Raw genomic sequence first — 19490 nt, forward strand, 5'->3', positions numbered from 1 at the left:
TAACCCTTTAATTATTAGTAAAAATAAGAAAAAGAACTCACAATAAAATCATTGTGAGTTCTTTTTCTTATTTTTATATTAAATTTCATAAAATTCTTGGAAGGATTTTGTAACATAAGTATGGTCCATTACTCCGCCTAGTTCTCTTATGGAATGCATGGCTAGGGTCGGACTTCCCATATCCACTGAGCGTATATTTAAATGAGTTGAAGATATTGGCCCTATAGTTGAACCTCCACGGGCATCAGAACGATTAACAAATTTTTGTACTGGTACTCCTGCTTTTTCGCAAATTAATTCATAAACAGCATCAGAGTTACTATCAGTGGTATAACTTTGACTAGCACTAATTTTTATAACAGGGCCTTTATTCATATAAAGCTTATTTGTTGGATCGTTCTTTTCAGGACTGTTAGGATGAACGGCATGTGCATTGTCTGCAGATATTATAAAAGATTTAGAAATAGCTCTTAAAAAATCCTCTCTATTTTTACCCTGGGATATTGTAATGCGTTCTAAAATATCAACTAACATATTAGAGTCCGCCCCCTGCTTAGTTGAGCTTCCTACTTCTTCATTATCAAAGCAAACCATTACATTTGTTGCCTCTACAGCTTGCACTCTGGTCAATGCTCTTATTCCTGCATGCACCATAGCTAAATCATCTAATCTTGAACTAGAAATAAATTCATTATTCAAACCTATAATTGATCCCTTTTCATATTCATAAAGAAATAAATCAAAATCTATAATTTGTTTAATGTCTACAGATAGTTCACTTGCAATGGCACTTATAAGGTAATTCTTCTTTTCTAATTCGGTGCTCACCATTGATAACAGTGGCAGCGTATCCTTTTGTTTATTTAGTTCAATTCCAGTATTTATATCTCTATTCATATGAATAGCTAGATTAGGTATTATCATTATAGGCTTATTAATATTTACTAGCCTAGTCTCTGGGTATAAAATATTATCACTTCTTAAAGTTACTCGTCCTGCTACGGCTAGTGGCCTATCCATCCAAGTATTGAGTATTGGTCCGCCATAAACCTCAGTATTTAATTTTACATATGTATTATCAACTACCATTTCTGGTGATGGCTTAATCCTAAAGCTAGGTGAATCTGTATGAGCTCCAATAATTTTAAATCCATTTTCTTCAATTTCTCCCTTTCCAACTACAAATGCAGTTAGTGCAGAGTCATTTTTCGTAACAAAATATTTTCCACCTTTTTCAAGGTTCCACTTTTCTTCTTGTTTAATTTCCACAAAGCCTTCTTTAGACAAATCTTCCTTAACCTTTTCTACAGCATGAAAAGCTGTTGGACTATCATAAATATAATCAATAAGATTTTGGGCAAATTCTAATTCACTATTCATATATATCCCTCCAATGCATATTGTGGCACATAAGCACTTTGCTTATCCCCTTTCACTATTATAACAAAATTTTTGGTAATATTTCTATAAATTCTAAATTAATGCTATAATTAATTATTAAATATATGTTTAAAAATTAATAGTTTAAATTATACTATATAATTAGAGGTGAAAATATGTTATCAAAATTTTTAATTTCAAAATTCATAAAAAACCCTGAGGACACTACTAATAAAAAAGTAAGAGTTGCCTATGGTTACCTAGGCGGTTTAGTTGGAATTATAGTAAACTTAATTCTTTTTATTACAAAACTAATAATAGGAATACTATTAAATAGTATAGCAGTTACTGCAGATGCATTTAATAACCTTTCAGATGTGGCTTCTTCCGTTATTACCATTTTAGGGTTTAAGCTAGCTAGTAAACCTGCCGATAAGGAGCATCCTTTTGGTCATGGAAGGCTTGAATATATTTCTGGTCTTATAGTTTCTTTCTTAGTAATACTAGTAGGTTTTGAGTTTATTAAAACATCCTATAGTAGAATAGTTAATCCCTCAAAAGTAATTTTTAATCTTATACCCTTTATATTAATATTAGTGTCTATAATTTTCAAACTTTGGATTAGTGGATTTAATAAGACCCTAGGCAAGGCTATAAAATCTTCTGCATTAGAAGCTTCTTCCTTTGATGCATTAAGTGATGTAGTTAGTTCAAGCTGTGTTGCACTATCACTGCTTCTTTCTATATGGATTGACATTCCTATAGATGGTTACATAGGAATGCTAGTATCCTTTTTCATAATATATGCTGGCTTTTCACTTATAAAAGACACAATGAATCCCTTGCTTGGTGAGGCTCCTGACGTGAACCTTGTGAAAGGTATACAATATAAGCTACTATCCTATGACCATATTACTGGCGCCCACGATTTAGTTATCCATAACTATGGACCTAGTCGATGCATGGGTTCTATTCATGCAGAAGTTCCCTGTGATATTTCTATAGTTGAAATTCATGAGATTATAGACAAAGCTGAAAAAGAGATTTCAGAAGAATTTGACATACATTTAGTTATTCACATGGATCCTATAAATACAGATGATGAAGAAGTTAATGATTGCCGAATAGAGCTTTTAAATGTATTAAAACATTTTCCTATAATAAAATCGATTCATGATTTTAGAATTGTAGGTAGTGGTGAGTATAAAAATTTAATCTTTGATGCTGTAATTGATTTTAACCCAAACTTTACAGCAGATGATGAATCCAAACTAGGAGATGCAATTAATAGTGAACTTACAAAATGTTGCCCTCAATATAATGCCTTAATGACATTAGATAGAGATTATTTAGGGGTAGTATAGATGAAAAAAAGAAAGTATAAGTAGAATTTTATTCTTCTTTGGAATTTTTATGTGCCCTTAAGGCATATCCCGATGGCTACTTAGACTAAATAAGTATAAAATTTCGACTTCGTTCCTTGCAATAAGAAGCGAAAAAACATTGAAATTCCATTTAGAAATTCTTCTTTTGCAAATATAAAATTCTCGTGAGCCTGCCAGGACGGCAGGCTAGCGAACCTGAGCCAGGAAGGCGAATGTGAGCGTCAGAGAATTTTATATTTTCAAAAGTTTAGAATTTCTTAATGAAATTTCACGTTTCGAGCTCATATTGCAAGGCACGAAGTCGATTTTTTTCACTTATAAGCACACTTCATTACTAATCATGTCCTTGTAAGTTTGTCTTTTGCATATAAGTCTATGCTTTCCTTCACTTACTAAAACTACCGCAGCCTTCCGTATTTTATTATAATTACTACTCATTGAATATCCATAAGCCCCCGTTGAAAGTACAGCCATAAGGTCTCCAGTATCAACCACTGGTAATCTTACACCTTCTAATAATATATCTCCACTTTCACAACACTTACCAGCTATTGTAACTACCTCCATGCAAGGTTCATTTATTCTATTGGCAAGTACACATTGATACTCTGCATTGTATAATGCCGGCCTTATATTATCTGTCATGCCACCATCTACTGCCACATATTTTCTTACATTTGGTATATCCTTTATAGCACCTACAGTATATAAAGTAATTCCCGCATTAGCTACAATAGACCTCCCCGGCTCTATTACAAGCGTAGGTGATTTTATTCCATACTCCTTGCACTTAATTTTAGCTTCCTGGATTATTACTCTGCAGAAGTCCTCTATTTCCTTTGGCTCATCACCTTTGTTATAATAAACGCCAAAGCCTCCCCCTAGATCCAATTCTTCTATATCATAACTAAATTTTTCTTTAATATCCTTAATGAAAGACAACATTATGCCCACAGCATCTCTGTAAGGTTGTAACTCGAAAATTTGAGACCCTATATGACAATGTAATCCTACAAGCTTTATATTTGAAAGACCTAAAGCAATGTTTATAACTTCTTCTAGTTCATTATTTAATGTAGTAAATCCAAACTTTGAATCAATTTGCCCAGTTTTTATGTACTCATGAGTATGAGCTTCTATACCTGGAGTTACACGAAGAAGAACCCGTTGCATAATGCCTTTTTCCATTGCCTTTTTATGTATAATCTCCATTTCATGAAGATTATCTACCACAAAAGTTCCTACCCCCAGTTCTATTGCCATTTCAATTTCATCCAATGTTTTATTATTACCATGAAAATACACCTTGCTTAATGGAAAATCAGCCTTATAGGCAGTATATAATTCTCCTCCTGAAACTACATCCAAATATAGTCCTTCACTTTTTACAATTTCGCACATAGCCATAGTTAAAAATGCTTTTCCCGCGTAAGCTACCTTATTCCCACCTTCCTGACCTTCAAAAGCTTTAGAGAACCTTCTACAATTACCGCGTATAAGCTGTTCATCCATTACATAAAGAGGGGTGCCGTATTCCTTAGCTAGAGCCTGCGCACTAACGCCTGCAATATTTAATTTATTATTTTCGTTCACTATATTACCAAAAAATCTCACATAAATCCCTCCTTCTATAGCTTATTTACATATTAAATTCCTTTGCAATAACTTGTATAGCCTTTAATTTATCTTCTGTTTTAATAGCGCAAGTAATTCTTATTTCTGAAGTAGTAATCATTTTAATCTCGATACTGTTTTTGCTAAAAACCCTAAACACTCTAGCTGCTACTCCTGAGGTTGTTTTCATTCCAAGCCCCACCAGTGAAAATTTAGTTATGTCCGCGTCTACTATAACTTTATTATCTACTACCACGTTATCTATAATTTCTAAACTATCCTTTAAACTTTCTTTAGGAATTGTAAAGGATACATTTACGGTTCCATCTATAGGCGACGTTTGACTTATCATATCTATATTAATTCTTTTACTTCCTATAGCTTCAAATATAGTGGCCAATATATTCACGTCTTTAGGTATACGCTGGAGAGTTACTGCCACATCCTCATCACTAGTTGCTATTCCCGTTACTGGTTTACTTTCCATATCCATATTTTTAACCTCCCTAATTACAGTTCCTTTAATATCACTATTACTGAGTCCTACATATATAGGGATACCATATTTTTGTGCAAGCTCTATAGATCTTGAATGCATTATTTGAGCTCCCAAACTGGCTAGCTCCAGCATCTCTTCATATTCTATCTCATCTAATTTCTTAGCCTCTCCATATGCTCTAGGATCTACACTATATATTCCAGCCACATCCGTATATATTTCACAGCTACCGCAAAGTTTAACAGCCAAAGCTACGGCAGTGGTATCAGACCCACCTCTGCCTAAGGTGGTAATATCACCATCTTCATTTATTCCTTGGAAGCCAGCAACTATTACAATTTTGCCTTCTTTTAAGCTTTTTTTAATTTTCTTATCTTGTATATCCTTAATTAATGCTTTACCATATTGTCCACTAGTTTGAATGCCAATTTGGTGTGCAGTATAGCTTATAGCATCGCATCCTAAAGCCTTAATTGCCATGGCCAGTAGTGCACTTGAAATTATTTCTCCTGTTGACAATATAGCGTCGAGTTCCCTCTTATCTGGCTGCTGCGTTATACCTTTTGATAGAGCTATTAAATCATCCGTAGTTTTCCCCATAGCAGATACAACTATAACTAAATCTGTGTTTTCATTTTTTCTTTTTACTATACTTTCTGCAATACCTTTAATTTTCTCTGTAGTGCCTACAGAAGAACCTCCATATTTTTGAACAACTACTGCCATAATTCAATCATTCCCCTTTATATCTAGTGTACTTGCTTGTGCACTAATTGATTTTACCTATTTTCTGAAATGTCGTTAAATTATCATCTGCGATGCTACAATCAACTACTAATATTTTTAGATTTACCTCCAGGAACGTCAAGCTATTGTTTCAAAAAAAATAAATGCAGCAAAGGAACACCTTTGCTGCATAAAAATACATGTTTTTATACAAACTTCGTGTACCTTGTAGTTCTCCACTGAAAAATCAGTGACAGTCGTACACATATTATATGTAAAACCAGAAAATATTTTCACAAAATATATCTTCTTCGGCTATAGCTCCTTTCCTTATTCATCCTCGCCTGTCAGCTCCGAACAAGTACTTTTAGATATAGCACCTCTACCCTAGGTAGTTTACTTATTAAATTAGTTCTTAGTCTATCACAGTATGTTTATAAGCACAAGTATTAATTATAAATGTTCTTGCTAAAATATCTATCTCCTCTATCGGGCAGTATCACAACGATATTCCCCTTTTCAATGGTTTTTCCAAGTTTTATTGCAGCTACTAATGCGGCCCCCGAAGAGCTACCTACAATAAGCCCTTCTTTTACTGCAATTAGGTTTAGCATGTTTAAAGCTTCATCATCAGAAACCTTTATAATGTCATCCACTAAACTCATATCCATGGTTCCAGGCACAAAATTGTTTCCTATTCCTTCTATATCATAACAAAACTCTTCACCACCACCAAGAGTTGAACCATAAGGATCCACTAATATACCCTTTGTATTTTTATTCATTTCCTTTAAATATTTCATAACACCACTAAAGGTACCGCCACTTCCTGCTCCTGCCACAAAATAATCAATTTCACCTTCTAATGCATCATATATTTCTGGTCCTGTAGTTTCATAATGAGCCTTTGGGTTAGCATCATTTTCAAACTGCTGGAGTGAGATAGAATTAGGAATTTTATTAAGTAGTTCTTTTGCTTTGGCAATAGCCCCTAGCATTCCATCTTCTCTCCGTGTATTAATAATAGTTGCTCCTAATGCTCTCATCAATGTTTGCTTTTCTACAGAAAACTTTTCTGGAACCACAAATATTACTTTATATTCTTTATTTAAGGCTGCAATCGCAACTCCTATGCCAGTATTTCCTGCAGTAGCTTCAACAATGGTATATCCAGCCTTTAAAATACCCTTGTCTTCTGCATCTTTTATCATGTAAACTCCAACTCTATCTTTAACACTACCACCGGGGTTCTCCCCCTCTAGTTTTGCGAAGATATTTACACCTTCTTTTACGCCCAAATTATTTAATTTAATAAGTGGTGTATTTCCTATAATATCTAATATGCTATTTATATATTTCACTGCTAACACCCCTATTTAAAACTAATTTTGCATATTCTTTTGCACCTTCTAAGGAATGGTCTTTATAATTTCCACATTGAAATTTATTGGCTGCTGGTATCTCCTCTGACTCTATTACCTTTGTGAGTCCATAATTTAAAGTTTCTATAACCTTATCCACACTCACATCATTCCATGTAATCATATAAAACCCTGTTCTACATCCCATGGGTGAAATGTCTATAATTCCCTCCATTACCTCTCTCATATATCCAGCAAGCAAATGCTCTAAGGTATGGATAGCTGCTATATCCATAAACTCAACATTTGGTTGCATGAATCTTAAATCAAACTTTGTTACTATATCACCCTTCTGACCTACCTTTACTTCGCATCTTCTTACAAAAGGTGCCTTTACCTTTGTGTGATCTAATGAAAAACTTTCAACTTTAACCTTTTCCTTAGACATTTCTTCTTGCATTAATAATGAATTAAATTTCATAATTTAGCCCTCCTTTATTTGCTACTGCAATGAAAATCCCAGTTTCAGTAAATTCACCTTTGCTAGAATATCCTTTGCATTTTAAATTTGTATTTTCAATATTCACTATGTCAAACCCAACGCCAGTTAACCACTCTTTCAACTGCTGATTTGAAAACCCAAGCCATTCGTCAAACATCTCATCCTTTGCCCACTGACCATTGTGCTCTAGTACATCTGATATTATTAAAGTCCCATCTTTTTTAATTATTCTATACATCTCTTCAATAGCTTTTTTAGCATCCTTCACATGATGAAGAGCCATATTAATAAATACCACATCTACAGATTCATCAAATAAAACCAAGTTGTCTATAGATGATTTTATTGGATATACATTGTTGAATTTTTTAGTTTCCATTAATTTTTTAGATTCTCTAAGCATATTTACAGATTGATCTATAGAAAATACAATACTTGCCTCTAATGCCAGTGCCAAGGATAAAAATCCAGTACCGCATCCAAGGTCAGCCACTACTTTATCTTTTATATTTACTTTAGATAATACCTCATACTTTAACCTTTCCTCAAAATACTCACTTCTTATTACGTTCCAACTTTTAGCTATCTTATTAAAATAATCTAACGAACCCATAACATCGCCTCCATTTAATTTTTGCGTAACATATTTAAAAATAGTGTTGTGGCTAAGACCTTTTTCAAAAATACAGATATATTTTTGACGTCAAAAAAGCCCGTCTCCTTTTATAGAGACGAAGCTATAAACTTCGCGGTCCCACCCTAATTAGATATAAAATCTCACTTAATTTCAAGCACAAAATGCTTTATCGCTTTAACGGGCGAACCCGTAGTCCCCTACTATAATTTCGGGTCCATACTCCAAAGGGCACTTCATATATTTTTCGGTAGAAGCTTCTCAGCAGTGCTTCCTCTCTGTACCCTTTGAACATATTACTTTCCTTTTTCATCGCATATATTAGTATTCATATAGGAATAGTTATGTTTTTATTATATGCCATATTTTATTTTTGTCAACCCTAGTTTTTAACTTATTTTCAATTGTATGATTCGTTTATGATAATGTCTTACTATACCACATTTGATTATGTCCCAAATATGAAAACATTGTATAATAAACCTCATAACTAGAAATGAGGTGCTGATAATAAGAAAGGTGAATTTAACTATGGAAGAAATGGATAAGTACTCTACTATAAAAAAATTAATAGAAACAGCTGGCAACAAAAAGCGGGCAGCTATTACTCTAAATTGTTCGCTTAGGCATATTAACAGATTGATTAATGGGTATAAAGAAAGTGGGAAAGAATTCTTTATTCATGGTAATCGAGGGCGAAAGCCCGTGCATACTCTTGATGCTAATACCAAACAGTTAATCCTAGATTTATATTGCACCAAATACCCTGAAGCCAATATTACTCATTTTTGCGAATTGCTAAAAAAGCACGAGAATATAACGGTTTCCACTACCACCATTCGTTCTATCCTTATGCAGGATTTCATCCTGTCCCCTAAGGCGAAGCGTGCTACAAGAAAAAGGATCAAGGCTGAATTAAAAGAGCTGCAAAAGGCAACTAATTCTATAAAAGAAATTGCTAAAATTCAAAGTTCTATAATTGCTGCCGAGGATGCACATCCTAGACGTCCAAGATGTGCTTATGCAGGCGAAATGCTTCAAATGGATGCTTCGGTACATCTTTGGTTCGGTAACGAGAAAAGTCAGCTGCATATCGCAGTAGATGATGCTACTGGCGCTATTGTGGGTGCTTATTTCGATTCACAAGAAACTTTAAATGGATACTATCATGTACTATACCAAGTACTTACTGACTATGGTATTCCCTACATGTTATTTACTGATAGACGTACTGTATTTGAATATAAACAAAAAAATTCCCCTTCAGTTGAAGAGGACACATTTACACAATTTAGCTACGCATGTAAACAATTGGGTATAGAAATTAAAACCAGTAGTGTTCCACAAGCCAAGGGACGCGTAGAAAGAATGTTTCAGACGTTACAATCACGCCTCCCCTTGGAAATGCGGATAAGTGGTATAAACACAATTGAGCAAGCAAACGAATTCTTAAACTCCTACATAAAAGAATTCAATGCTCAGTTTGCATTACCTGTTGATAATATCAAATCTGTCTTTGAAACGCAACCAGATATTGAAAAAATCAACTTAACTCTTGCCGTATTGACTAGTAGGAAGGTGGATAACGGAAGTTGTATCAAATTTAAAAAGAATTACTATTTACCTATGGATTGCAATGGACATTCTGTACATTATCGCAAAGGAACAGTTGGAATGGTAATTCAATCATTTAATGGCGAGATTTTCTTGTGTGTAGATGAGAAAGTTTATGCGCTAGATTTATTACCTGGGCACGAACTTTCCTCGAAAAACTTTTATTTAGCTGTTCCAAATGCCCAACCTAGAAAACGCTACATACCACCAATGAGTCATCCTTGGAAACAAGATTCATTTGAGCGGTATCTAAACAAGCAAGCTCACCGAAACAATAGTGTAGCATAGGAACACTAAAAATCTGGTCATTTTAGATCTTTGAAAAAGACAATCTTCAAAGGTTTATTAAGTGAACCCCAAAATTAAGAAATTGACCAATAGAAGTCATAGATAATAAAATCAAATTGATAAAAAGAACTGGATTGGCATTCACTAGCTACGCTAATATGAATGGGAGGATTATTGCACATTTTCAAAAATAACCTTTCAGTTTTAATGTATCAAAAATTAGAAGCCTACGGCTAAAAGATATTTAAAAAATATTTTAAGAAAAATTTAAAAGTAACTAAATAATCTTAAAGCCACTTTGCACAACATTCATTAAATAACCAAAATTAATATAAAAAGCACCAGAAAAACTGGTGCTAATGTTTTAAATATTCTGGGACATTTTCAAAAATGCTTGACACCCTAGTTTTTAACTTATTTTCAATTGTTGAATTATATATTCTTCTAATTTAGGCGGTGTCTAAATTATATTATCAGGGTTTTCTATATCACCATTTTCTATGCTTTTGAATATTATATATTGATATGATGATATGGAGTGTGATATTTATGCAAGGTACTATTAAAAATATTTTCCCCGGCGGCAATACTTCAAGAGGCTTCTATTCCTTCTATAGGTATATATTAGGTCAGGATGAAGCAAGAAGAATAATATGCATAAAAGGAGGCCCTGGAACAGGTAAATCCTCCTTAATGAAGAAAGTTGGTAAATACTTTAATGAAAAAGGCTACGACATAGAATACCATCACTGCTCTTCTGATAATAATTCATTAGATGGATTAGTTATTAAAGGACTTAATGTAGCAATACTTGATGGGACTTCACCTCATGTAGTAGACCCCGTAAATCCTGGAGCTGTAGATGAAATTCTAAACATGGGAGATTGTTGGGATGAAGAAGGCTTTAAGAAATATAGGCATAAAATAATCGACATAAATAAAAAAGTGGGTAAAACTTTTAAAAGAGCCTATAAATTTTTTGGAGCAGCTAAATTAGTTTATGATGATTGGTATACCTATAATAATGAAGCCTTAAATATTAATAAGATAAACCTACTAAAAGAAAATCTAAAAGAATCACTATTTACTACTCCAGCATCTAATATAGGTTATGATAGACATTTATTTGCTACAGCTTTTACACCTAATGGTATTATCACCTATATTGAAAACTTGTGCTCAGATTACAAGAAAATTTATGTACTAAAAGGCGGTCCTGGTACTGGCAAGTCAAGTATACTAGAATTCTTATCTTCTGAAGCCTTAAGACGTGGTCACTATGTAGAAATTTTCCATACACCCCTTATTCCTGAAAAAATCGAGCATATATTGATTCCTGACTTAAATGTTGCCATATTAACCTCCAATGAAATAAATAATTTAGATCTACCCGGTACTGTAATTGACATGAAAGACTGTTTAAATCTTAGTACCCTTGAAAAAAATAAAGCTGAAATGGAATATGATGCAACCCAGTTTTTCACACTTTTAAACAAGGGTTTAGCCACAATAAAAGAAGCTAAAGCTCTACATGACGAACTTGAAACTTCCTTTATTCCAAATATGGATTTTTCTAAAGTAGATGAAGTATTAACAAAGGTTATTAAAAAGATAAATGGATATGAAGATGATTATTTAAATAACAGGTAATTTTAAAGAGCTGTGGTTATCCACAGCTCTTTGCACTTAATACACATTCTTAATTAAATTATATAAACAATACACTAATTTTGTGAAGAAGTTATGAAGAAAATAATTTGAGCTAACGCTGTATCTTTAGTAACTCTGTATCTAATAGAACTCTCATTTATCATTGTCTAGTCTCTTTTATTTAGTCTTTTAGTAACTTAGAAAGTAAACCTATTATTTCATCTACTTTTTCATCTCCCATGTTGTTTATGAAGGCATCTTTTACACAATGATTGAGATGCTGTTTTAAAATCAATAAATTAGCTTTTTTCAATAAAGACTGAGATGCAACTATCTGATTAGATATATCCATACAGTACCTTTCTTCTTCAATCATTTTAATTATTCCTTCTATTTGTCCTTTTGAAGTTTTTAAGGCCAGTAAAGCTTTTTTCTTTTCTTCATTCATATTTTATCACTCCCATATGGAGTTTAATTCTAAATTATTATTCAATTTATGTCAAGATTAATTACAAATCAACTACTTTATATTTTTCACTATTAACGGCAAGTTTTATAGCTTCATCACTTACCTCAGTGTTAGTCTCAATTATAACAGATTTATTAGAAAGATTTACATCTGCACTAATTACACCCTCTACACTACCTACTGCTTCCTTCACATGCTTAACGCAATTTTCACACTTCATACCTTCAACTAATATTTTCTTTTTCATTTTGTATTCCTCCTAATATTCTTTATATTCAATAATACTTCCTAAAATCATATATTTTAATATCTATCTAACTGGCTTAAATCTCTTTAATCTTAAAGCATTGGTTACTACAGACACAGAACTAAGACTCATTGCAGCTCCTGCTATCATAGGATTTAATAATGGACCTCCAAATACATGTAGGATTCCCATAGCAACTGGTATTCCTATTGTATTATACCCAAATGCCCAGAATAAGTTTTGTTTAATATTTCTTATAGTACTTTTACTTAACTCTAGCGCTGTAGGAACATCCATTAAGTCGCTTCTCATAAGAACTATGTCTGCTGATTCCATTGCAACGTCTGTTCCAGAGCCGATAGCTATCCCGATATCCGCTTGCGCTAGTGCTGGGGCATCGTTTATACCATCACCAACCATAGCAACCTTTGTGCCTTCTGCTTGAAGCTTTTTAACGACCTTTGCCTTGTCTTGTGGTAATACTTCGGCGTATATTCTATCAATTCCGACTTGTTTAGCTATAGCCTGCGCGGTTCTCTTATTGTCACCAGTTATCATTGCTACTTCAATTCCCATCTCATGAAGCTTTTCTATCGCTTTCTTACTACTTGCTTTAACAGTATCAGCAACAGCGATAATACCTGCCATCTCGCTTTCTATAGCTATATACATTGGGGTCTTACCTTCTTGGGCTAATTTGTTTGAAATTTTTTCTAACTTTTCTAAGGATATTTTTCTTTCAATCATAAGTTTTCTGTTTCCAAGTAGAATGTTTTTACCATCTATTTTAACTTCAATACCATAACCCGGAATAGCTTTAAAGAAATCAAGTTTCTTAAATTCTAATCCCTTTTCTGTGGCTCCTTTTACAATCGCTTCTCCAAGTGGATGTTCTGATCCTTTTTCTGCAGAAGCTGCTAATTGCAGTAAGTCGTTTTGTACTATGCCATTTATAACAACCACATCGGTAACCTTTGGTTTACCTTCAGTAATAGTACCTGTTTTGTCAAATACTACAGTTTGTATCTTATGAGCAGTTTCTAGTGCTACACCACTTTTTATTAAAACACCATATTCTGCACCTTTACCTGTACCAACCATTATTGCTGTTGGAGTAGCAAGTCCAAGGGCACAAGGACAAGCGATTACTAGAACAGATATAAATATTGTAAGTGAGAACATTGCTGATTCTCCACCGATGAAGTACCATCCTAAACCAGATAACACTGCCAGGGTTATAACTATTGGAACAAAGTAACCTGAAATAACATCTGCAAGTTTTGCAATGGGAGCTTTAGATCCTTGAGCATCTTCTACTAATTTTATAATTTGAGCAAGCGCTGTATCCTTGCCAACTCTAGTAGCTTCATATTTTATAGTTCCATTTTTATTTATACTTGCGCCAATAATCTTGTCTCCATAATTTTTTTCTACTGGCATACTTTCACCTGTAAGCATTGACTCATCTACAGAAGTAGTACCCTCTACAACTTTACCATCTACAGGCATCTTTTCTCCTGGTTTAACTATTATAATATCTCCTACTTCCACTTCTTCAATTGTAATTTCTATTTCTTTTCCATTTCTTATAACCATAGCTGTTTTAGGAGCAAGTCCCATAAGCTTCTTTATAGCTTCAGAGGTCTTTCCCTTAGAAACAGATTCTAAATACTTACCAAGGGTTATTAAAGTGATAATTACTGCCGCTGACTCAAAGTATAAGTCCATAGCATAACTTGTATCTCCTAAAATAATCTTAACTGTTGCAAATATTCCATAAAGAACAGCCGCTGATGTACCTATTGCAATAAGTGAATCCATATTTGGACTTCTTCTAATCAATGCTTTAAATCCAACTGTATAGTATCTATTACCAGCAATTACAACAGGTATAGTTAGAATTAATTGTATTAAAGCAAAAGCTACAGGATTCATCATTGGATTAATAAAATCCGGAAGTGGAAATCCTATCATATGACCCATAGATATATATAGTAGCGGAACTGCAAATATGGCAGATATAATGAATTTTTTCCATAACAGTTTTATTTCTTTTTCTTTTTTCTCTTTATCTTCATCTACTGTAGTCTCTTCTTCTATAGCGTTATATCCAGCTTTTTCTATTGCTTTTTTTATATCTATTACTTTAACCTTTGAAGGTTCGTAGTTTATACTTAACTTCTCGGTTGCATAATTAACATTTGCCTCTGTAACTCCATCAAGCTTTCTTGTAGCTCTTTCTACGGCCTTCGCACAAGACGCACAGGTCATTCCTTCAATTTTCATAGTTTTATTAACAGCATCACCAATTGCTTTATATCCTGCTTTTTCAACAGCTGTTTGAATATCTTCTACAGAAACCACTGCTTCGTCAAAGTTTATACTTAGTTTTTCTGTAGCAATATTTACATTCGATTCATTTACTCCTTGCAATTTTTTAGTAGCTCTTTCTACAGCCTTTGCACAAGATGCACAGGTCATGCCTTCTATTTTTAATGACTTAGTTACCATATAATTTCCCTCCTTGTATAATTTCCATATATTTTATTTAACAATTAATTTTGATATTTTTAAAGCCTTTATGGCTTCTTTTTGCTCATTATTCATTATTTCGCCTCTCCTATACCCTCCCCCGGTGTGGGGGTGGTGCACTTATATACTAATACTAAAAATAAGATGTGTCAACCTCTTTTTTAAAGAAATTTTCATTTAAAACTGCTTTACTTTTCAAGGACTCCCTCTGAAGCATAAGTTATGTATATTATTATTCATATATAATTCCTCATATAAAAATGAAGCAGATATGATACTGATTCATTCTAAATTTAAAAATTATATATTTCTTATTATATAAATACGTATTTTTTATAAACATATATAATCATTTTATTTTTAATTACTATAATTTTGATTTAAGCCTTGCATTATTTTCTGCAATACCCATGCATTTATCATCCCCTTCCTAAATATTGTTAAATCCATCCTTAATGCACTCCAACAGGTCGCTGTATATTTATTTTTTTATATGCAAATACTAGTCAAATGAAAATAAATTTTAACATAACTAACAATAATAATATATTTATCATTTTACTTGAATATACTAACTCTTGAATGAGGTGTTTAGATTGATAACTTTTATAAAAAACTATACACTTGGAAATATAAAATATAAGTTTTTCATTTTATACTTGCTGAATGTAACTGATATATTATTTACTATATTACTTTTGTCTACGGGCTTATTCCTAGAGACAAATTTTTTAATCACAAAAGCCCTGCAAAGTTTATCTGCTAGTTTTATATTAAAAATTGTACTACCAGCGGTGTTGTTATTATGCCTATACATTAGAATGAAAAAGGCAAATGAAACTCAGTTAAAGCAGTCCAATATTATTATTAATATTGCTACTTTAGTTTATTTGATAATTAATTTCTGGCATTTAATATGTTTTTTACTATTAGGCTTATTTACACTAAGTTAGTCATGATTCTTGTACACCTTTAAGCAAGCCAAGAATTTCTTTCCCTGTATAATGGAACCTAGAGAACTTTCCCTCTTAAATATACTAAGTGGAAATATTTATAATTGGAAACCTTTGTTGCAATATGTTATAATAGTAGAATTATACAAATTAATTCGAATAAATATTATTATAGCCCTAGGAGGTACCTAAATGAAAAAATCAAAGGTATATTTTACAGACTTAAGAACAAAGCCAGGATATAATCTATTGGATAAGCTTCAAAAACTTGTAGTAGATGCAGGTATAAAAAATATTGATTTTATAAATAAATTCGTAGCTATAAAAATTCATTTTGGAGAGCCAGGAAATCTTTCCTACATACGACCAAACTATGCTGGTAGCATTGTTAAACTTGTGAAAGAACTAGGTGGTAAGCCTTTCCTTACCGATGCAAATACATTATATTCTGGAAGAAGGTTTAATGCTGTAGACCATATTGAAGCAGCCATGGAAAATGGTTTTAATCCAATGTCAGTTGGCTGTAACGTAATTATAGCCGATGGATTAAAAGGTGGGGATTATAGAGAAATTCCAATACACCAAAAATATTGCAAAACTGCTAAAATAGCCTCAGCCATTGCAGATTCAGATATAGTTATTTCTATGACCCACTTTAAGGGCCATGAAATGACTGGTTTTGGTGGATCATTAAAGAATTTAGGTATGGGCTCTGGTTCCATTGGAGGAAAGCTTGAAATGCATTCTGCTTCCAAACCTGTTATGAAACATGATAAATGTGTAAGCTGTGGACTCTGCATTAAAAATTGCCTGCATGGTGCAATTTCATTTAATGAGAATAAGAAAGCAACTATAGATTATGATAAATGTGTAGGCTGCGGTCAATGTGTTGCCGTATGTCGTTTTGACTCAGCAACTGTAAAGTGGAATGAATCCGCGGACATTGCTAATGAAAAGATTGCAGAATATGCCTATGCAGTTGCTAAAGATAAGCCAACTTTCCATATTAGCTTTATTATGAATGTTTCCCCTAATTGTGATTGTTGGAACTCAAACGATGTATCAATTGTTCCAGATATAGGCATAGCTGCATCCTTTGATCCAGTAGCCTTAGATCAAGCTTGCGTTGATATGGTTAACAAATCAACAGCATTATACGCAACTGAACTTTCCGATAGAGATTATCATGAGGGACAAGATAAATTTTCTCATATACATCCTGATACAAATTGGAAGGTTGGACTAGCCCATGCAAAGGCTATTGGCCTTGGTACTGACGAATATGAGCTAGTAATAGTTAAATAGAAAAATGCATTAACAAAAAAGAGAAAGTGAATATCACTTTCTCTTTTTTGTACAATCATTTACAGAGACAAATTTCATGCTTTTTTATCCTAGTATTCTATATTTCTTAGTGATAGCCCTTTTGATTTAGCCATTAAGCTATATTTTGACTCTGTTATTTCAGTTAACAGCGTTTCTATATCTTCTACCTCTAGCTTTCCTTCACCTATATCTATAAGGCTTGCTATAATAATTCTTACCATATTCCACAAAAAATCATTACCATTAATTTCTATTTCTACCATATCATTTTTCTCAATTATATTTATATAATTAATAGTTCTAATAGTAGATTTAGTATCAGATGTGACCGTAGTAAACCCCTGAAAGTCATGAGTTCCAACTAAAGATTCTGCTGCAATTCTCATTTCCTCTAAATTAAGTTTACCCTCACTATGATAAACATATTTTCTATTAAATACATTTCTTAATTCATTATTATTTATTTTATACACGTAAGTAATTGATTTTATGTTATATGCCACATGAAATTTTTCACTTGCTTCTACCATAGATTTCACTACTATATCTTCTGGTAAAAATTCATGTAGATAATCCAGTATGGCTTCATTGCTTAAATCGCTATTTGTATGAAAGTTCGCCATATAATTTTCAGCATGTACCCCTACATCTGTTCGCACGCAGCCTGAAACCTCAATAGGTTCTCCTGCCATCTTAGACAGTACACTTTGAATTTTACCTTGCAATGTTAAATCGTTATCCTCTTGTTTTTGCCATCCTTTATATCTGCTTCCATCATATTCTAATATCATTTTTAAATTTCTCATATATTTCCGCCTTTAACTTATTTGATTATTCATGTTTTAATTTTGCCCAATGAATACTTTAATTATATCTTCCCTACTAAAATAAAGCTATTATATTATACTTGACCTTATAGCATAACCTAAGAAAAATTTCCTAATATATTGGCTCATGGTTATTCCCAGAAAAACCATCCACCATTACATCTATCCTATCCTCAGTATCCTCTTTTATGTCTACAGGTTTTAGTTTTTTTATCGTGCCAAAGGGCTGCGTTAATGAAAGTTTATCACCACGTCCTGATATAACCCACAAGGTTTTATAGCCTTTTGGCGTTACACCTAGGTTTACTTCACCCTTTCCGTCTGTAAAATATATTAGTATGTTTGTATCAGTATTATTCACATAATTAAAAACCGGTGTAAATTTTGTACCACCACCGCCAGTACTGCTTCGCTTACGTACATTATTAATGGATTTCACCTTGTATGCTTGTCTTATTTCCGTATCACATTCAAGCAGTGTTATTTCGTGTTTATAGGTTTTTACAATATTAAAAACCTCTTTTATTGCTCCATGAAATTCCTCATCACTAATACTTCCACTTATGTCTATAGCCAGGGTAATTCTAGCTGTATGCCCCCTAAGTTCTCCTCTTAAATCTAATCTATTAGGTTGGCGTCTACTTCTTCTTGTAATAGTCTTCTTTTTGTCACCTTCTAGCGTTCCCATCATTTTCTTTAGATACATATTCCAAGGAATTTCACCCTTTTTCCCTGCAAGACCTTTAAGCATATCCTCCAAATAAAGAGGAACTGCGCCCTTCTCTGCTAACACTACAAATTTCTCTGTAAAATTTTTAAGGGTCTCCTCATCTATTTCTGTGGATTCTTCCCACAAATCATGAGTTTTAGAAGCATCATATTCTTTTTTTATCTGCTCGTACTTAGACTCATCTTCCTTAGTTTCATCTTTTTCCTCTAATAAATTTAGAGCCATTTGAATTTTATCCACATAATACTCCATAATCATATAAGGTTGCATATTTAAACTATATTTAAAATTTATACTATCTAAAGTTGTAGCAAAGTGTGGAAGATCCTTTAGATGCTGATTAACTACTATATCCATCGCCATATTAATGGCCAAGTTACTATATTTTGTTTTAAGTACTCTTGCACGATTTAAATGAAATGATAGTATGTGATAAATCTCATGTTTAATAGTGCTTTTCATCTGCTCCCCTGTAAGATTCAAAAAAATATATGGGTTGAAATAAATTACATATTTAGATAATTTAAAATTCACAGCTGTGGGCGAAGTTATATCATATTTTATTTCTCTAGACATTTGAAGTAGAAAGTAGCCATAAAAGTTTTCATTATCTTCTATGAGCATAAAATTAACCATAGTAATAAGTTTCAAAAATTCTTCATTAAAATCTTTTGGCATGTCTTCAATTCTTTTCAGATTAGAAATCTGGTCGTAAAGTGAGTTTTTAAAACTTTCAAATACCTTTCCCATAAT

16 protein-coding genes, 1 riboswitch and 1 other annotated feature are annotated in these 19490 nt (G+C 32.8%); of the genes, 5 read left to right on the top strand and 11 right to left on the bottom strand.

Features of this window, described 5'->3' with window-relative positions; genetic code table 11:
* Window positions 1–78: 78 nt before the first annotated feature.
* The gene (locus Ctaglu_RS17605) at window positions 79–1380 is read right to left on the bottom strand and encodes a M18 family aminopeptidase (RefSeq protein WP_125004103.1); all 1302 of its coding nucleotides are present in this window, start codon (window positions 1378–1380) and stop codon (window positions 79–81) included.
* 176 nt (window positions 1381–1556) lie between these two features.
* On the opposite strand from Ctaglu_RS17605, the gene Ctaglu_RS17610 reads away from it, so the two are divergent.
* A complete protein-coding gene (locus Ctaglu_RS17610; RefSeq protein ID WP_125004105.1) occupies window positions 1557–2744 on the top strand; it encodes a cation diffusion facilitator family transporter in 1188 nt (395 codons plus the stop codon).
* Window positions 2745–3080: 336 nt separating this feature from the next.
* Here Ctaglu_RS17610 and lysA read toward each other — a convergent pair whose 3' ends face one another.
* The 5 genes from lysA to Ctaglu_RS17635 form a co-directional block, all read right to left on the bottom strand.
* Complete coding sequence (lysA, locus tag Ctaglu_RS17615; RefSeq protein WP_125004107.1) at window positions 3081–4379, bottom strand: diaminopimelate decarboxylase; 1299 nt, start codon at window positions 4377–4379, stop codon at window positions 3081–3083.
* 25 nt (window positions 4380–4404) lie between these two features.
* A complete protein-coding gene (locus Ctaglu_RS17620; RefSeq protein WP_125004109.1) occupies window positions 4405–5604 on the bottom strand; it encodes an aspartate kinase in 1200 nt (399 codons plus the stop codon).
* A gap of 221 nt (window positions 5605–5825) precedes the next feature.
* Window positions 5826–5997, bottom strand: a riboswitch (Lysine riboswitch).
* A gap of 56 nt (window positions 5998–6053) precedes the next feature.
* Entirely contained in the window at window positions 6054–6965 is a 912-nt protein-coding gene (locus Ctaglu_RS17625) for a PLP-dependent cysteine synthase family protein (RefSeq protein WP_125004111.1), read from the bottom strand.
* A complete protein-coding gene (locus tag Ctaglu_RS17630) occupies window positions 6949–7446 on the bottom strand; it encodes an S-ribosylhomocysteine lyase (RefSeq protein ID WP_307720503.1) in 498 nt (165 codons plus the stop codon). The genes Ctaglu_RS17625 and Ctaglu_RS17630 overlap by 17 nt, the downstream gene beginning before the upstream one ends.
* Window positions 7436–8080: a class I SAM-dependent methyltransferase gene (locus tag Ctaglu_RS17635; protein WP_125004113.1), complete on the bottom strand. Its 645-nt coding sequence runs from the start codon at window positions 8078–8080 to the stop codon at window positions 7436–7438. The genes Ctaglu_RS17630 and Ctaglu_RS17635 overlap by 11 nt, the downstream gene beginning before the upstream one ends.
* A 111-nt stretch (window positions 8081–8191) precedes the next feature.
* Window positions 8192–8423: a binding site (T-box leader), on the bottom strand.
* 209 nt (window positions 8424–8632) lie between these two features.
* On the opposite strand from Ctaglu_RS17635, the gene Ctaglu_RS17640 reads away from it, so the two are divergent.
* Together Ctaglu_RS17640 and Ctaglu_RS17645 are read left to right on the top strand one after the other, a co-directional pair.
* Window positions 8633–10003, top strand: a complete 1371-nt coding sequence (locus Ctaglu_RS17640) for an ISNCY family transposase (RefSeq protein ID WP_125004115.1) — start codon at window positions 8633–8635, stop codon at window positions 10001–10003.
* Between the two features lie 549 nt (window positions 10004–10552).
* Window positions 10553–11653: a PRK06851 family protein gene (locus Ctaglu_RS17645; RefSeq protein WP_125004117.1), complete on the top strand. Its 1101-nt coding sequence runs from the start codon at window positions 10553–10555 to the stop codon at window positions 11651–11653.
* A 181-nt stretch (window positions 11654–11834) separates the two neighbouring features.
* On the opposite strand, the gene Ctaglu_RS17650 is transcribed toward Ctaglu_RS17645, so the two are convergent.
* From Ctaglu_RS17650 to Ctaglu_RS17660, 3 genes are all read right to left on the bottom strand, one after another.
* Window positions 11835–12101: a metal-sensing transcriptional repressor gene (locus tag Ctaglu_RS17650; protein WP_125004119.1), complete on the bottom strand. Its 267-nt coding sequence runs from the start codon at window positions 12099–12101 to the stop codon at window positions 11835–11837.
* A 61-nt stretch (window positions 12102–12162) separates the two neighbouring features.
* A complete protein-coding gene (locus Ctaglu_RS17655) occupies window positions 12163–12369 on the bottom strand; it encodes a heavy-metal-associated domain-containing protein (protein ID WP_125004121.1) in 207 nt (68 codons plus the stop codon).
* 63 nt (window positions 12370–12432) lie between these two features.
* Complete coding sequence (locus tag Ctaglu_RS17660) at window positions 12433–14880, bottom strand: heavy metal translocating P-type ATPase (protein ID WP_125004123.1); 2448 nt, start codon at window positions 14878–14880, stop codon at window positions 12433–12435.
* 608 nt (window positions 14881–15488) lie between these two features.
* On the opposite strand from Ctaglu_RS17660, the gene Ctaglu_RS25995 reads away from it, so the two are divergent.
* Together Ctaglu_RS25995 and Ctaglu_RS17670 are read left to right on the top strand one after the other, a co-directional pair.
* The gene (locus tag Ctaglu_RS25995) at window positions 15489–15854 is read left to right on the top strand and encodes a DUF5658 family protein (RefSeq protein WP_233439854.1); all 366 of its coding nucleotides are present in this window, start codon (window positions 15489–15491) and stop codon (window positions 15852–15854) included.
* 192 nt (window positions 15855–16046) lie between these two features.
* Window positions 16047–17159 carry a DUF362 domain-containing protein gene (locus tag Ctaglu_RS17670; RefSeq protein WP_125004127.1) on the top strand — a complete coding sequence of 371 codons (1113 nt, stop codon included), beginning with the start codon at window positions 16047–16049 and terminating at the stop codon, window positions 17157–17159.
* 89 nt (window positions 17160–17248) lie between these two features.
* Here the strand turns inward: Ctaglu_RS17670 and truA are convergent, their stop codons facing one another.
* Both truA and Ctaglu_RS17680 read right to left on the bottom strand, forming a co-directional pair.
* A complete protein-coding gene (gene truA / locus Ctaglu_RS17675) occupies window positions 17249–17986 on the bottom strand; it encodes a tRNA pseudouridine(38-40) synthase TruA (RefSeq protein ID WP_125004129.1) in 738 nt (245 codons plus the stop codon).
* A 133-nt stretch (window positions 17987–18119) separates the two neighbouring features.
* The gene (locus Ctaglu_RS17680) at window positions 18120–19487 is read right to left on the bottom strand and encodes a vWA domain-containing protein (RefSeq protein ID WP_125004131.1); all 1368 of its coding nucleotides are present in this window, start codon (window positions 19485–19487) and stop codon (window positions 18120–18122) included.
* Window positions 19488–19490: the final 3 nt, after the last annotated feature.

It is taken from the genome of Clostridium tagluense (assembly GCF_003865095.1).
In the GTDB taxonomy this organism is placed as follows: domain Bacteria; phylum Bacillota; class Clostridia; order Clostridiales; family Clostridiaceae; genus Clostridium_AD; species Clostridium_AD tagluense.

Excerpts from the sequence above, each read along its gene's own strand:
- Ctaglu_RS17650 (WP_125004119.1), bottom strand. The coding sequence starts at position 12,101 with ATGAATGAAGAAAAGAAAAAAGCTTTACTGGCCTTAAAAACTTCAAAA.
- Ctaglu_RS17640 (WP_125004115.1), top strand. The coding sequence starts at position 8,633 with ATGGAAGAAATGGATAAGTACTCTACTATAAAAAAATTAATAGAAACA.
- Ctaglu_RS17645 (WP_125004117.1), top strand. The coding sequence starts at position 10,553 with ATGCAAGGTACTATTAAAAATATTTTCCCCGGCGGCAATACTTCAAGA.
- Ctaglu_RS17680 (WP_125004131.1), bottom strand. The coding sequence starts at position 19,487 with ATGGGAAAGGTATTTGAAAGTTTTAAAAACTCACTTTACGACCAGATT.
- Ctaglu_RS17610 (WP_125004105.1), top strand. The coding sequence starts at position 1,557 with ATGTTATCAAAATTTTTAATTTCAAAATTCATAAAAAACCCTGAGGAC.
- Ctaglu_RS17635 (WP_125004113.1), bottom strand. The coding sequence starts at position 8,080 with ATGGGTTCGTTAGATTATTTTAATAAGATAGCTAAAAGTTGGAACGTA.
- truA (WP_125004129.1), bottom strand. The coding sequence starts at position 17,986 with ATGAGAAATTTAAAAATGATATTAGAATATGATGGAAGCAGATATAAA.
- Ctaglu_RS17670 (WP_125004127.1), top strand. The coding sequence starts at position 16,047 with ATGAAAAAATCAAAGGTATATTTTACAGACTTAAGAACAAAGCCAGGA.
- Ctaglu_RS17655 (WP_125004121.1), bottom strand. The coding sequence starts at position 12,369 with ATGAAAAAGAAAATATTAGTTGAAGGTATGAAGTGTGAAAATTGCGTT.
- Ctaglu_RS17620 (WP_125004109.1), bottom strand. The coding sequence starts at position 5,604 with ATGGCAGTAGTTGTTCAAAAATATGGAGGTTCTTCTGTAGGCACTACA.
- Ctaglu_RS17660 (WP_125004123.1), bottom strand. The coding sequence starts at position 14,880 with ATGGTAACTAAGTCATTAAAAATAGAAGGCATGACCTGTGCATCTTGT.
- Ctaglu_RS17605 (WP_125004103.1), bottom strand. The coding sequence starts at position 1,380 with ATGAATAGTGAATTAGAATTTGCCCAAAATCTTATTGATTATATTTAT.
- Ctaglu_RS17630 (WP_307720503.1), bottom strand. The coding sequence starts at position 7,446 with ATGAAATTTAATTCATTATTAATGCAAGAAGAAATGTCTAAGGAAAAG.